This is a genomic window from Fibrella aquatica, assembly GCF_041321135.1.
GTDB lineage: Bacteria > Bacteroidota > Bacteroidia > Cytophagales > Spirosomataceae > Fibrella > Fibrella aquatica.
Genome location: NZ_JBGGWF010000003.1, coordinates 117,211 through 131,927, shown reverse-complemented (window position 1 = coordinate 131,927; position 14,717 = coordinate 117,211). Strand labels below are relative to the sequence as shown.

Annotated in this window: 9 protein-coding genes and 1 pseudogene; 6 read left to right on the top strand and 4 right to left on the bottom strand. The window is 52.8% G+C overall.

Features of this window, described 5'->3' with window-relative positions; translation table 11 throughout:
- Positions 1-49: 49 nt before the first annotated feature.
- Both ACAW87_RS08430 and ACAW87_RS08425 read right to left on the bottom strand, forming a co-directional pair.
- The gene (locus ACAW87_RS08430) at positions 50-2,539 is read right to left on the bottom strand and encodes a TonB-dependent receptor plug domain-containing protein (RefSeq protein ID WP_370722933.1); all 2,490 of its coding nucleotides are present in this window, start codon (positions 2,537-2,539) and stop codon (positions 50-52) included.
- Positions 2,540-2,629: 90 nt separating this feature from the next.
- Positions 2,630-5,146: a TonB-dependent receptor plug domain-containing protein gene (locus ACAW87_RS08425; protein ID WP_370722932.1), complete on the bottom strand. Its 2,517-nt coding sequence runs from the start codon at positions 5,144-5,146 to the stop codon at positions 2,630-2,632.
- 100 nt (positions 5,147-5,246) lie between these two features.
- Here ACAW87_RS08425 and ACAW87_RS08420 point away from each other — a divergent pair, with 100 nt between their 5' ends.
- The 4 genes and pseudogenes from ACAW87_RS08420 to ACAW87_RS08405 all read left to right on the top strand — a co-directional run bounded on the left by ACAW87_RS08420 (position 5,247) and on the right by ACAW87_RS08405 (position 10,572).
- A complete protein-coding gene (locus ACAW87_RS08420; RefSeq protein WP_370722931.1) occupies positions 5,247-5,897 on the top strand; it encodes an oxidoreductase in 651 nt (216 codons plus the stop codon).
- A gap of 191 nt (positions 5,898-6,088) precedes the next feature.
- Positions 6,089-7,654, top strand: a complete 1,566-nt coding sequence (locus ACAW87_RS08415) for a hypothetical protein (protein ID WP_370722930.1) — start codon at positions 6,089-6,091, stop codon at positions 7,652-7,654.
- Between the two features lie 187 nt (positions 7,655-7,841).
- Positions 7,842-10,310 carry a bifunctional aspartate kinase/homoserine dehydrogenase I gene (gene thrA / locus ACAW87_RS08410; RefSeq protein WP_370722929.1) on the top strand — a complete coding sequence of 823 codons (2,469 nt, stop codon included), beginning with the start codon at positions 7,842-7,844 and terminating at the stop codon, positions 10,308-10,310.
- A gap of 37 nt (positions 10,311-10,347) precedes the next feature.
- Positions 10,348-10,572: pseudogene (locus tag ACAW87_RS08405) on the top strand (DUF433 domain-containing protein).
- Positions 10,573-10,850: 278 nt separating this feature from the next.
- Here the strand turns inward: ACAW87_RS08405 and ACAW87_RS08400 are convergent.
- Together ACAW87_RS08400 and kdsA are read right to left on the bottom strand one after the other, a co-directional pair.
- Positions 10,851-12,059: a hypothetical protein gene (locus ACAW87_RS08400; RefSeq protein WP_370722928.1), complete on the bottom strand. Its 1,209-nt coding sequence runs from the start codon at positions 12,057-12,059 to the stop codon at positions 10,851-10,853.
- Between the two features lie 172 nt (positions 12,060-12,231).
- On the bottom strand, positions 12,232-13,041 hold the full coding sequence (gene kdsA, locus ACAW87_RS08395) for a 3-deoxy-8-phosphooctulonate synthase (RefSeq protein ID WP_370722927.1): 810 nt from the start codon (positions 13,039-13,041) through the stop codon (positions 12,232-12,234).
- A 265-nt stretch (positions 13,042-13,306) separates the two neighbouring features.
- On the opposite strand from kdsA, the gene ACAW87_RS08390 reads away from it, so the two are divergent.
- Both ACAW87_RS08390 and rnc read left to right on the top strand, forming a co-directional pair.
- Positions 13,307-13,546, top strand: a complete 240-nt coding sequence (locus ACAW87_RS08390) for an acyl carrier protein (protein WP_085412421.1) — start codon at positions 13,307-13,309, stop codon at positions 13,544-13,546.
- 149 nt (positions 13,547-13,695) lie between these two features.
- A complete protein-coding gene (rnc, locus tag ACAW87_RS08385; RefSeq protein WP_370722926.1) occupies positions 13,696-14,463 on the top strand; it encodes a ribonuclease III in 768 nt (255 codons plus the stop codon).
- Positions 14,464-14,717: the final 254 nt, after the last annotated feature.

Genomic DNA, 14,717 nt, shown 5'->3' with positions numbered 1-14,717 from the left:
CCGCGGCAATAGACTGTTTGGACGTTAGACCTTGACCATTGGACCCGACCTATTCCACCTTCATCGTTCCTTCACCGTACCCCGGATAGCCGGACTTGGTAGTTCCTTCGACGACGAAGCGGAGGGTGGTTTTGGCATCGGAGGTGAAGAAAGACGTGGTGGCTTTTCCGGTGGCGTCGGTGCGGAGGATCGGAGCCCAGTGCAACGTAGCCCGGAAATCGGGGCGAACGCGTTCGTCGGGCGTGGCGGCATCGAAGCGAGGGGCGTAGAACTGGCGTTTGGCCGGGTAACCAACTACTTTTTCGATCAAAACGCCGGGGGCGGCTACCTGTGAGAAATCCTGTTTAGAAGCCCCACCCCGCTTGGTTATTACGTTGATGACACTGCTCGCGCCCATAATCGACGCGCCCGCTCCTTTTACCACATCGATGTTAGCCACCGTTTGGGGCGGAATACCGGAAATAGCCTGTATATCCATCCGCATGCCGTCGAGCATGAACATGGGCGTCCCACCCCGAATGGTCACCGTTGGCGTAGCGCCACCACCCGACACCTGCACACCCGCAATACGCCGGATAAGGTCGAAAATGGACGTGGCACCAGATGCTATCAGGTCATCGACAACGAGCGTGTTGTCGGGGGTACCGTACATCGATCGCTGACTTTCGTAGGGGTCGACCCGCTTGCCTTTTACAGTAACGGTTTGCAGTTGAATGGCGCTATTCAACATGAGCTGCCGTTCAATGGCCAGGTACGCCTGCTGCCGTTTCAGCAATTCGGCCAGTTGCTCATAGTCGAGCTCGTTGGGAGCAAAAGGCGGGCGAATCAACCGTACCTGCGGCGAATACAGCTTATCGAGCACCACGTTCACGTTCCGGCTCGACCCGCGCATGGCGCTGATAAAGATGGTATTAGTATCAACCAGATCGAGGTCAGGCAGGTAGAATCGGCCTTGCTCATCGGCGGTAACGGCCCCCATTTCGCGGCTGCTGTCTTTGCGGCTTTTCATCACCGTTAGCGACGCGCCAGGCACCGGTATGCGCGATGTTCCCTGATAGACCGTACCGCTGAGCGTGAGACTGGTATCGACGAAAAAGCGGGTGGGCGGAAAGGTACTCGCCATGACTTTATCCCAGGTGAACCGCCGCCAGCCCTGCGTCATCATCAACAGATCGAGCTTGTTGAGCCGGTCTGTATTCTTCGTATCGAAATAATAACCGGGCTGCTCGATGTGCCCCGCCAGATCGGAGGTCAGCAACAGGTACGACACCAGCGACCGGGCGTTAGGGCGCACCGCAGGCTGCTGACGCGTGTCGGTTACGGCCAACGACAGGTTGGCGGCTACGGGAGCGCCTTCCGCGTTGGTGGCCGTCACAGTGAGGTCAACGCGCTGCCGATTGCCTACACTGACTTTATTAGATTTTACCGACAGGTTAATGGTCTCATTCCGGTCCGAATACGCCAAACGCTCACTAACCGGTTTTCCGCGTTCGTCGAATAGCGTGATGTGTACGATGCCTTGCGGACACTGGTTACGTGGAATGGCCACCATAAAGCGGGAGCGGCTGGCAGGGGCTTTCACGGCATAAACCACCGCGCCGTTTACCTGCGCTACCATCGACAGCATGGGCTGAGCGGCGGCTTCGGTGGCCGATCCGGGCGCAGTTGTCTGCGCCGTTGCGACGGGCATATTGTGGGTCACAAAAACGCGAATATTGTCTTTGTTAGTCAGGTTATCTACCTGCAAAATGTAGCCGGTAAACTTAGGGGCAGGCAACGGAAAGGCTTTGTAAGTGTCGTCGTCTTTCATGCGCACGTAGGCCGTATAGGTCTGCCCCGCCTCAGGTGTTATCTGAAACATACCCATGCCCAGATGCTGACTGGTGAATCCGGCCACGGTATCTTTTTTCGTGTTCAGCACAAACCCCGCCACGTCGATACCAATGCCCGACGTGTTGATGGCTTTGTAGGCCATCCGACCGGGCAGCCCCACCACCCACTGCCCACTTTCAGGCAAAAACTGCACATCGGGCACCATAGAGGCACTACCCAGTTGCGGCGCGGGTGGCTTATCGGGTTTCACTACGTCGATCGGCAGATTGAAATACCATTCTTCCGAGAAGTTACGCATCCAGCTCGTGTAAGCCCTCAGCGTATAGCGGCCCGTCGATAAGGTGTCGGGCAAAACCATGTAGCCTTCGCCAAATCCGCCTTTGGAACGTACCCGCGTATCGAGCACGATTTTACGGCCGGTGGCACTCACAAGGTCAACCCAGACCGAGCCGCTGGTGGAGTCGGCACCCCGGTTTTCGCCGTAGAAGAGGTAACTTTTCATCCAGATGGTTTCACCGGGCAGGTACGTTGTCCGGTCGGTGTGGATGTATGCTTTTTCGTAGGGATACTGCTCCACATAGCGCCGAAAATTGTCGAGCACGCGGGTCAGCGGATCATCGGCCGAGAATCGAAAGGCAGCGAGGGCCACCATAGCTACCACAATCAGATAGCTAAGACGGATAATTCGGCGGGGGGCATAACGCATACGGTGAATGGGTTGTAGCAGGGTCAATGGTAGACAAAAATAGGGTAATTAACGGACTAGGCGTCCCCGACTGAAATTCGTGTTCCGTCGCTACTCTATTTTCATCACGGATTCGGTATGGCCTGGCTGCCCTGTTATCGTCGCTCCTTCCAGCACCAGTTGCAGGGCCGTTTTGGCGTCGGACGTATAAAACGAAACCGTAGCTTTTCCAGCCGCATCGGTTCGGATGGCAGGTGCCCATAACAGGGTGGCCCGGTAATCGGGACGGATTTTTTCTTCGGGGGTAGGCTTGTCATAATGGGGGGCGTAGAACTCGCGTTTCGAAGCAAAGCCAACTAGCTTTTCAATCCGTACACCCGGCACGTTTTCATTCACATAGTTGCTATCTGAGCCGCCCCTTTTGGTGATGATCGAGATGACTCCCCCGGCACCCCGCACGCCAAAAATAGCCGTACTGGCTCCCTTCAGCACGTCGATCACGGCCACGTCGAAGGGCGGAATACTGGCCACCGCCGATTTGTCGAGCGGAGCCCCATCAACCAGAAACAGTGGTTCAGTGACACCGGAAAAATTAGCCGCCCCCCGAATCTGTACGGTGGGTTCCATGCCACTACCCGTTACCTGCACGCCCGCAATTCGACCCCGAATAACATCGAAAATGGTGGCCGCACCCGCCGAGTTCATAGGATCGACCTTGAGACTAACATCGGGCGTGCCGTACATTGATCGCTGACCGGCGTAAGGGTCTGTCCGTTGTGCTTTAACCACTACTGTCTGCAACTGAATTTCCCGATTTCGCCTGATCTGGGCCTCTATAGCGGCATATTCATTCTGCCGTTTCAGAAATTCAGCCAGTTCATCGTACGCAAAATCGACCGGTACCAGCGGCGGACGTACCACCCGAATCTGTGGTGTAAATAGCTTATCGAGCGTGATGCTGAAATTTCGTTTTCCGTTTGTTTTAGCGGCCTGCACAAACACTGTTGTGGTGTCGATCAGGTTGGCATTACCCAGAAAAAAACGCCCGGTTGCGTCTGAATTTAAGGCATACAGGTCCTGGGTCGAATCTTTCCGGGTGATCAGCACCGTCAACGGAATGGCGGGGGCCGGCTGACGCGACGAACCCCGGTAAACGGTTCCCGACACGGTCAGGCTGGGGTCGAACAGGTATTGAGTCGGTGGCAACGAGTCGACCAGCACTTTATCCCAGGTAATACGCCGCCAGCCCTGTGTCATCAAGAGCAAATCGAGTTTACTGAGCCGGTCGATATTCTTCGGGTCGAAGTAATAACCCGGTTGTTCAACGTACCCGGTCAGATCGGACGTAAGCAGGAGGTAAGCCGGTAAGGTAGTCCCGTAAGGCCGACTTTTAGCCTGCTGAGCAACATCGGTCACGGCCAGCGACAGATCAGCCTCTACCGGTTTCCCTGCTGCATTGGTCGCCGTAATGGCGAGGTCTACGCGCTGACGGGGTCCGGTAGCGGGCGTTGTGGGCGTTACCGTCAGGGTCAGCGTTTCCTGTCGTTCCGAATAAATCAGGCGTTCGCAAACGGGTTTTCCGGCGGGGTCGAGCAGGGTGATCTGCACAATGCCTTCGGGGCACTTATCGCGGGGAACAGGCACCATAAACTGTTTTCGGTTTGCCGGGCCGCGCGCGGCGTGAACAGGCTGTCCGTTCACCTGAGCGAGCACCGTCAGCATACCCGCCGATGCCGATGCAGACTCGGTTGCCGTGGTCACTGGCATGGTATTGCTCACAAACACGCGGATATTGTCTTTATTGGTCATGTTATCGACCTGTAACGAATAACCGTTTGTAACCGGGGCAGGCAATGTGTACGATGAATAGCCGGTGGTGCCGGGAATCTGTACAAAAGCCAGGTACGTTTGCCCGGCTTCGGGAATAAACGGAAACGTACCCATTCCCAGGTGTTGACTTTGAAAACCAACCACGGTATCTTTTTTATTGTCGAGCACAAAGCCCGCAATATCTACACCCACGCCGACTGGACTTAGTGCTTTAAAAGCAATCCGGCTGGCTACACCGGCCACCAACTGCCCGCCTTCGGGCAAAAACTGCACATCGGGCCGGGCCACCACACCCAACGCAGTTGTCTGACCGGCGGTAGGGCCTACTTGCCCGGTACGTACGATATCGATGGGTTTTGTAAAGTACCACTCTTCCGAAAAATTGCGCATCCAGCCCGTGTAGGCCCGCAGCGTATAGCGTCCGGTTGGTAATGAATCGGGCAAGACCAGATAGCCTTCACTACTTCCTTTTTTAGCCTGAAAGCGCGCATCGAGCAGGATTTTCCGTCCGTTGGGGCTCACCAGATCCACCAGCACTGCCCCACTGCTCGAATCGGCTCCGCGACTGGTACCGTAAAAGAGATAGCTTTTCATCCATACCGTTTCGCCAGACAGGTACGTTGTACGATCGGTGTGAACGTAGACTTTTTCGTAGGGATATTGTTGTCCATAGGCGCTAATTCTGGCCAATACCTGCTGAACCGGATCATCGAGAGTGCCGCGTAATGCAGCCAGTGAGGCGGCAACCGACAGTAGCAGAACAAAAAGGGCAACTTTATGTATAGGTTGTTGAGACATGGTGTAATCTATGTTTCCGGATCTTCCGGCGCTTATGTAAGCCGGAAGGGGTAAATTAGCAAAATACCGCCTGATTTCATTATTGATTTTCCTAAAGCAAATGATTAACTCCGGGTTAAAAACAGCATTAGTAATAGGCGCAACCGGCCTGATCGGCGACATCCTAACGCATCGTCTCGTTGAATCGGCCGACTACAACCGTGTACAGGTGCTGACGCGCAAACCGTTGGGTTGGCAACATCCGCGGCTTCAGGAGGTTCCGTTCGATTTCGACCATCCCAATGGGCTGCTTGTCAGGGCCGACGATATTTTCTGTTGCCTGGGCACTACCATCAAAAAAGCGGGATCAAAAGACGCGTTCAAGAAAGTAGATTATCAATACCCGCTCGACATTGCCCGGCTTGGGCTCGAAAATGGAGCTACGCAATTTGCCATTGTAACGTCGATGGGTGCCGATGCCTCTTCATCGATCTTCTACAACAAAGTCAAAGGCGAAACAGAGCGCGACCTGACGGCCCTCAACTACCCTACTCTACTCATTTTCCGCCCGTCGTTGTTATTGGGTAACCGCAGCGAAAAACGGCTGGGCGAACGCATCGGCAGTGGTGTTATGCGCCTTTTCGCCCCACTGATTCCCGCCAAATACAAGGCCATCGACGCCGAAAAAGTAGCCAACGCCATGCTGACGACCATGCAGCAGCAACACTCAGGCAAGCACACCTTCGAATCCGACCAATTGCAACAGTACTAAGAAACCAGCAGGCCGGGAACTAGCATTTGGCCTTATTATTTACCACAGCCTATTAATGAGTAATTGTGCTATTGAGTGACTGAGCAGAATCTAATCTGCTTGGTTCTGCTACCACTTAGTAAATTGGCTATCACCCTGTTTCTTCAACTACTAATTTTCTTCGTCATCATTCACGCAAATTGTAAATGAACATGAAGAAACACTACGCAATTGGGGTATTATTAGCAACGTACCTGCTGGCCTGTAGCACCGTATCAGTAGCCCAACAGGTAGCGGCCACTGCTTCTACCACCGCCCCGGATGCCGGCAAAGACGTGAAACAGGTAAAACCCGACAGCCTGCTTCAGACCCTGGATTTAAGCGATTTAATTGCGATAGGCTACAAAGGCGGCGAGATGAACCGGGAGATGGCGCTGACAATTATGCGTAAGGTGGCAACCGGACTGACCGGAACTACGAAGAAGGATACTCTTTGGCGTACCAGACTAAAAAAGTTTCTGGATCAGAAACACAAACACTGGGATAGCCTGAACCGGAAGGTTGTGTTCATCTACGTACCTGCTGATGCAACGAAGTTGAAGAAAGTCAATCTCCCGAATGATAGCACTGCGCTTCGTAAAAAATACCTAGCCGCAGAAGACAAACCTGAATCGGTGAGGAGGATCATAAAATCAGAGGACAATGTGTTCGTCGAGCAAATCGAACGAACAAGGCAAGCTATTGTAACGGCGGTTCAAAACGGCGAAACAACGGCTTTAAAGGCACTCTCTGAGCAGGCTAATTTGCTGGCAACGGAACGCAAACGTACCAGCGAATTCAACACGGAAAACCTAAAAAAAGCCGTATCTGACAGCCTACAGGCGTGGAATGCTCTATTTTACCTGAAGCCCCGCTACGTAGAATCGGGCAAACCGCAAAGCTTGGTATTTGGCAAAAAGCGCGATCTGGATTATCTGAGTCAGGTACGTGAGGGCCTGGTGGTCGTGGTAGGCAACAGCGATTCGCTACGTAACCTGAGCCTGTTTGTTAAAAAAGGCGAACGGCTAATCAAATCCGAAGCAGCCGACGTACCGCTGATCTATAAAACAATTACGGATGAGGAGATACTAAGGGAATCCAACAAGTCACCGGAGACAGCACCAGAATTGTCTACCGTGCAACAAACCATCGCCGTACGGTTGTTCTTCATCGACAGTGCGCAAACCAGCCCTGTGTATAGCCTAACGGCCGCTATGCGCGGCGGGCGGTTTACGTACAAGATTCACGAGCCCGTCTTTTTTCGGCTGAAACTGGGGTTCGCGGCGGGCAGGCAAGATGTCAATTATTTCAAATTGCAAAATCAGCAACTGGTGTTTGGACCTGACTCATTGCGCAAACAGGATATTAAAGCCAACCTGACCCTGATGCTCGATTTTTCTCTCTGGCCCCGCCACATCGATTACCTCCGGCCATTCCGCGTGTGGGAAAATGTGCCCTCGAGGCTGAGTTTAGCGACCGGCTTAAAAATTGGCAAAGACCCATTCGAGTCAATCTACGGCGGCATCAACTATGCTATCACAAAAGATATCAACCTAAGTAGCGGCATTGCCTGGCATTCCGATGAGCTAACCAACATTGAACCCATCAATACGCCCTCAAACATCGTTGGCTATCTGCGCAACAATAAAGGACGCGGTTACAACAGGCGTTTTTTTCTGGGTATTGCTTTATCGCCTTCAGCCATCATTAAGGTGCTGGGCATCAAGAAAGACGAATGACGGGGCTGTTTTCGGAATGCTATTCAGCATAAACCATTGGTTTTCGTAACGTACCTGCGTTGCGGCCCTATATTTGTGAATGAAGTTTAGGGGGAAATGTTGCTGACGCATATGCATTGCTGACGCGAGGGAGACGCAAGATGTTGCGTCTCTACAGCCACATAACCCACGTCATTCCACGAATCCCATGCATATCCTTAAATTCGGCGGTACATCGGTTGGCTCGGTCGAGAGCATCCGGCAGGTTATCCGCATCGTTGCTTCCCACCGCAGTCAGGAAACCCCCATCATTGTTGTTTTATCGGCAATGGGTGGCGTCACCAATCAACTCATCGAGATCGGACGCATGGCCACCAATGGTCAGATCGACTATATGGAATTGGTGCGGCGCATCGAAGACCGGCATTTCAACGTCGTAAAGGCGATTATCCCCGTTAAAGAACAGGGTCGGGTGTTTGCCGCCGTGCGCGGAACGATCAACGAACTGGAAGATTTGCTCCGGGGCGTGTCGCTCATCCGTGAACTGACGCCACGCACGATGGACCTGATCATGAGCTTTGGTGAACGGCTATCGAATCTGGTTGTGGCTGAGTGCACAAAATCGAGTGGCATTCCGGCGGCTTTCTGCGATGCCCGCGACCTGATCAAGACCGACGCCCAGTTTGGTCATGCCGAAGTCAATTACACCCTGACCAATCCCCTAATTCAGGGCTTTTTCGAGAAACAGTCAGGCACATCGTCGCCGGTTCAGTTCGTTACTGGTTTTATTGGCTCGACCGAAAAAGGCGAAACAACCACACTGGGTCGGGGTGGCTCCGACTATACCGCCAGCATCTTGGGCGCGGCCCTCAACGCCGAAGTGATCGACATCTGGACCGACGTCGACGGTATGATGACCGCCGACCCGCGCAAGGTGCCCAACGCCTTCAACATTCCAACGATTACCTACGCGGAAGCGATGGAGTTGAGCCATTTTGGCGCGAAGGTGATTTACCCGCCCAGCCTGCAACCCGCCTTTGCCCGCAACATTCCTATCCGTGTGCTCAACACGTTCAATGCCGAGCACGCAGGTACGTTGGTGAGCCGCACCGCCGACCGCCGACAATATACGATTACGGGTATTTCGAGCATCGACGATGTGGCATTGGTGAACGTGCAGGGATCGGGCATGATAGGCGTGGCGGGGGTTTCTGCCAAGCTGTTCGGTATCCTGGCGCAACACAAAATCAGCGTGATTCTAATCTCACAGGCTTCGTCAGAACACTCGATCTGTTTTGCCATCGACCCGAAAGGAGCCGACCGCGTGAAGTTGATTCTGGACGAAGCGTTTGCCGCCGATATTGCCAGCGGTCACGTCGACAACATCAGCATTGAACGGGATCTAAGCATTATTGCTACGGTGGGCGAAGGCATGCGTAAATCGTCGGGTATTGCCGGTAAGCTGTTCTCGGTACTCGGTAAAAACGGGGTCAATATCGTGGCCGTGGCGCAGGGGTCATCGGAGATCAATATCTCGGTGGTCATCACGAAAAACAACCTGTCGAAAGCCCTCAACGCGCTGCACAACGTGTTTTTCCAGTCAGAAGCCCGTGTCCTGAATGTGTTCCTGGTGGGCACCGGCCTGATTGGGCAAACGCTGCTTCGCCAGATTCACGCGCAGGCCGAGTATCTGCGGCAGGAAAAGCTGCTGAAAATTTGCGTGGTGGGCCTGACGAACACCAAAAAAATGGTACTCAACCCCAACGGGCTAAATCTGGATGCCTGGCAGGAATTGCAGCAAACCGACGGTGTAACCACGTCGCTACCCGCCTTTTTCGACAAAATAAAGTCATACAACCTGCCCAACTCGGTCTTCATCGACTGCACGTCCGACAAAGACATTGTGCAGTATTACGAGTCGCTGCTCGACGCCAACATTTCGGTAGTAACGCCCAACAAAGTGGCTAATTCCGGCTCCTACGCCGAGTACCGCCGCTTACAACGCACGGCCCTGAATCGGGGCGTAAAATTCCTGTACGAAACCAACGTGGGGGCTGGTCTGCCGATTATTAACACGCTACAGGGTCTACTCACGTCGGGCGACAGGTTCCTGAAGATCGAAGCGATTTTGTCAGGTACGTTGTCGTACATTTTCAACACGTTCAAGCCAGGTACGTCGTTCGTTGATGTGGTGCGCGAAGCCAAGGAAAAAGGCTACACCGAACCCGACCCACGCGATGATCTGAGCGGCCAGGACGTAGCCCGGAAAATCCTGATTCTGGCCCGCGAAGCGGGTTTTCCGCTCGAACCGGAAGACGTTACGGTGGAGAACATCCTTCCCCCTTCTTGCCTCGACGCGCCTACGATCCCAACGTTTTTCGACGCGCTGAAAGCGGAGAACGACTATTTTGAAGGCATGCTCAATGCCGCTGACGCGCGAGGTGAGAAGTTACGCATGATTGCCACCTTCGAGAATGGCAAAGCCGTGATCGGCCTGCGTGGCGTTGGTCCCGAGCACCCGTTTTACCAGCTCACCGGTGCCGACAATATCATTTCGTTTACGACTGAGCGTTACAAAGAGCGTCCTTTGGTGATCAAAGGCCCCGGCGCCGGTGCTGAAGTGACCGCCTCCGGTGTCTTCGCCGACATGGTCAGCATCGGGAGTTATTTGGGGTAGGATTCCGTTATCTTCGTATTAATCAGCGCAACGAATCATGAGCGAGAACCTGCTACAACGAATCACGCTAAACCCAGACATTTGTCATGGCAAGCCGACAATAAGGAATATGCGTTACCCAGTAACGATGGTTCTCGACTTATAGTCTGCCGGCATGACTACGGAGGAAATTTTGGCCGACTACCCAGCTATGGAAGAAGCAGACATACGAGCCTGTTTCGCCTACGCTGCCCGGCTTTCCGATGTGAGCTATTCTCACTGATTTTTACTACTAAAGCGAGCAATCCCGTAGGGATTTAACAGCGCAGCGTCGGTAGAAAACAGAGACACGTTCCGATTCTCAGCGTGCCGTAGGTACGCAACTCGCCCGGATGTCGCGTACCTACGGCACGCTGAGAATCGGAACGTGTCTCTGTTTTCTACCGACGCTGCGCTGTTAAGCCTCTGACGAGGCCAAAAGCTCCGCTCTATTTACGAAATTCAAGACAGGGCTACTGCTTTTATTAGTAAAAACCAATCCCAGTAGTCGAAACAAGTAAATCAATGATCTTCGCTCGATTCTACGCCCATGATTGTGAGGCGATAGGGCGTAGCCGATACCTTGATGCGTTTTACATTCGCCAGATTGGCCGTTTCAATCTGTAGCAGTTCGCCCGTTCTAGGCTGCGTTACGTAGAGATAGCGCGTCGAGCCTTCGAGTTGGGGCTTCTGCGTGTCGGTGCGGTCGGTGGCGGGCAGAATAGTCCCTTTCGTCAGCAGGCGATTAGCATTGGTATCGAAAATCTGTACTTCGCCGCTGTGGAGCAAGATCAGCAACCGATTACCGGCGTAGTCAACCTTGCACTGCATGATGTCGTTGCTTTCCAGCACCGGCGTAATCTGACCGCTGGCCACATCGATCTTATAGGCACCCATCGCGGCCGTGAAGCCAATAAACGAATTACCGCTTTCGAGAATCGTACCGAACCAGGCCGACGCTGCGCTGAATGAAGCCGGATGCGCAATCAGTGACTGCTTACCCACCTTATCGACCAAAAGCACACCACTGGCCGAACCGAACAGGGCTACCTCACCGTTGCTGGCGTTGCCGTGAATGCCTTTGGTTTGCACCGTTGAGTTGTACACCACCTTGCCGGTGCCATCGATCACCTTTACGCGCTCGGGCAACGTACCTGCAATAGAGCCGTCTTTGTGCGTAATGGCGTACAAGCCATTGCTAAACTTGGTCATGGCTCCGTGATGCGCCACGTTCCCGGCATTGATACGTGTCATGCCGACGCCCGTTTTGTGGAAATCACCCTCCTGAGCCACATCCAGCGTACCGTCGCCATCATTGAAGATAATCACCTCGTTGGCGCTTGTTTTGAAGTGCGTAGGTGCCTTACCGGTGCCTGTAATAGCGGCCCATTTCGGTGTCCCTTTCACATCCACATGATCACCGTGCGCTTCCAGACCCGTATCGAATTTTTGTACCAGGTTATTTTCCCGGTGAATCAAGACACCAAATCGCCCCGAAGCAGTCGTGTACACCGCCGACTTGGCAAACGCAGCCTCCTGGGTAAGTACGTCGCCTGTGCGGGGAGTTACCACTGAGATCGACTTCTGGTTCTCATCGCTGACCAACAAACGTAGATGCTTGTGCTCCAGCGCGTCAGTTGGCGTAACACTGCCTCCCTCATCGCGCGAACAGGCAGTAGTAAACAAAGCAATCGCCACAACAAGGGCGTAGGGGTAAACAGACTTCTTCATAAACTGAGGTTATTTTAATGCAACAACGTTGCAAATATAAAGTCCAATTCATATTTGCAACGTTGTTGCATTAAAATTAAAAGACAAAAAAGAAGGGCACCCCTGTTTGCGAGTACCCTTCTGTTATCAAATCTGACGGCAGCACTACTTAAAACCAATCAACCCGAGAAACCTATAAAATAGCCTCTCTTACGCGTACAAGCCGCTCCAGAAGGGCTTCCAGTTGGTCTAACGGCAACATATTGGCTCCGTCTGATTTAGCTTCGGCAGGATTCATGTGCGTTTCGATGAACAGGCCATCGGCTCCAACGGCAATGGCGGCTTTGGCAATCGTGGCAATCAGGGCGGGTTTGCCACCCGTCACGCCCGACGCCTGATTGGGTTGTTGCAGTGAATGCGTGCAATCCATTACCACCGGAACGCCGTGGGCCTGCATAGCGGGCAGGTTGCGGTAGTCGACAACCAGATCGCCGTAGCCGAACGAATTACCCCGATCGGTCAGGAACACAACGGCATCCGGGTTGGTGGCTTTCACTTTTTCAACGGCAAAACCCATGCTTTCGCCCGACAGGAACTGCCCTTTCTTCACGTTCACAGCGCGACCCGTTTTGGCGGCGGCTTCGATCAATTCGGTTTGCCGACACAGAAACGCCGGAATCTGTAACACATCTACATAGGGCGCCGCCATCGCCGCTTCGTGCGACTCATGAATGTCGGTCACCGTCGGAATATCGAATGTGCGGCCAACTTCTTCCAGAATGGAGAGAGCCAATTCGTCGCCGATTCCGGTGAAGGAGTTTAGTTTAGTACGGTTTGCCTTGCGGTACGATCCTTTGAAAATGTACGGAATCTGCAGTTTATCAGTGATGGTGACAATGCGTTCAGCAATGCGCAAGGCCATATCACGCCCTTCAATGGCACAGGGGCCAGCCATCAGAAAGAAACGGTCACTATCAGTATGTTTGAGTTTCGGGAGCTGCATAACGGTCAGTTTAAGACAGAATTACTTTGTAAAGGTAAGCGGCGAATGGCGGTAAGCCGGGCAAAATATACACTACTCACTTAGTAGAGTTTTCAATATAAATTACCCGGCCTCTGTGGCTATTTGTCGCTAATAAATTAATAGTAAGCTAATTAGCCCTAAATGAGGCACTTTACCGAACGTTCTCGGCCTGCAAAAATTGTTTGGCTTTACGTTGGTAAAGTGTTTTCTTTGCGAAGTTTTTTAACACAAAAGGACTACCGAAATGTCTCAGACTTCTGAAAAAGTAAAGCAAATCATCGTTGATAAATTAGGTGTTGATCCGTCGGAAGTTACGCCGGAAGCAAGCTTTACAAACGACCTTGGTGCCGATTCCCTCGACACGGTCGAACTGATTATGGAATTTGAAAAAGAGTTCAACGTACAAATCCCCGACGATCAGGCTGAGAGCATCACCACGGTAGGTCAGGCGATCAAATACCTGGACGAGAACACGGGCAAGTAAGCTCAACGCATCAAGTCATGGCCGGGCATCAGTACAAATCTGATCCCGGTCATTTCTTCTATTTCTAATGTGCCAACCGGCGCATTTACCCAGCCTGTTCAGGCACCCGCTCTGCAGCCAGCCCTTTTCAACACTTCGCCGCTTTTTTTGTGGATCTCGCATTGCCCCGCTTCTTCAAGCAACCGTTTGCCCATTGGTTTAGCTCATCAGCAGAGAAAAACCGACGTCGGCAACTGCGTCAGGCTATTGCCCACATCATCGGCGAAACACCCTCACGCATAGGCGTTTATCAGTTAGCCGTTCTCCACACGTCAGCCTCAAAAGAGTCGACAGTGACCGGATTTCGGGAATCGAATGAACGACTCGAATACCTGGGTGATGCCGTGTTGGGTATGGTCATTGCTGAGTACCTCTTCAAAAAGTACCCCTTCAAAGACGAAGGTTTTCTGACCGAGATTCGCTCACGCATCGTAAACCGCGAAATGCTGAACGTCATTTCGCGCAAGATCGGCCTCGATAATCTGATTGAATACGACGGTCAGCGCGGACGGCTGATGCCCGCCCGTACTTCTATGTACGGTGATGCACTCGAAGCCCTCGTTGGTGCCGTTTACCTCGATAAAGGCTTTAATTTCACCCGAAGCTTTATCCTCAAAAAATTGCTGACCCACTACGATCTCGACGCCGTAGTGAACAACAACGGCAACTTCAAAAGCCGCCTCATCGAATGGGCACAGCGCGAGGGCAAAGAACTTCGCTTCGAAATCATTTCAGAACAAGGCAGTAGCCAATTCCGTGAATTCATTGCGCAGGTCATTGTCGATGATCAGCCGCTCACCACTGGCAGTGGCTATAGCAAGAAAAAAGCAGAGCAGTCGGCCGCTGAAGATGCCTTCAAGAAATTAGCGCTGAAATAGGTTCAGGTACGTTACCGTTGCTGGCGCGAGTGTTTACTCGTGCCTTTTATGTCGCAAGCATTCGCTTGCATAGCGCGAAAGCGCAATACGCTAAAGAATGCAGAGAGCAAAAAGGAGTATCCAGCTACAATTGCGCTTTCGCGCTGTGCAAGCGAATGCTTGCGGCATAAAAGGCACGAGTACATACTCGCGCCAGCAACGCTGATAACAAAAAAGGGCCGTTTCCTGCGTGGAAACGACCCTTTCTATACTAA

What these genes read in the sequence shown, in the direction of transcription:
- ACAW87_RS08390 (WP_085412421.1), top strand. Translation starts at nt 13,307, where the DNA reads ATGTCTCAGACTTCTGAAAAAGTAAAGCAAATCATCGTTGATAAATTA.
- ACAW87_RS08415 (WP_370722930.1), top strand. Translation starts at nt 6,089, where the DNA reads ATGAAGAAACACTACGCAATTGGGGTATTATTAGCAACGTACCTGCTG.
- kdsA (WP_370722927.1), bottom strand. Translation starts at nt 13,041, where the DNA reads ATGCAGCTCCCGAAACTCAAACATACTGATAGTGACCGTTTCTTTCTG.
- ACAW87_RS08425 (WP_370722932.1), bottom strand. Translation starts at nt 5,146, where the DNA reads ATGTCTCAACAACCTATACATAAAGTTGCCCTTTTTGTTCTGCTACTG.
- thrA (WP_370722929.1), top strand. Translation starts at nt 7,842, where the DNA reads ATGCATATCCTTAAATTCGGCGGTACATCGGTTGGCTCGGTCGAGAGC.
- ACAW87_RS08430 (WP_370722933.1), bottom strand. Translation starts at nt 2,539, where the DNA reads ATGCGTTATGCCCCCCGCCGAATTATCCGTCTTAGCTATCTGATTGTG.
- ACAW87_RS08420 (WP_370722931.1), top strand. Translation starts at nt 5,247, where the DNA reads ATGATTAACTCCGGGTTAAAAACAGCATTAGTAATAGGCGCAACCGGC.
- ACAW87_RS08400 (WP_370722928.1), bottom strand. Translation starts at nt 12,059, where the DNA reads ATGAAGAAGTCTGTTTACCCCTACGCCCTTGTTGTGGCGATTGCTTTG.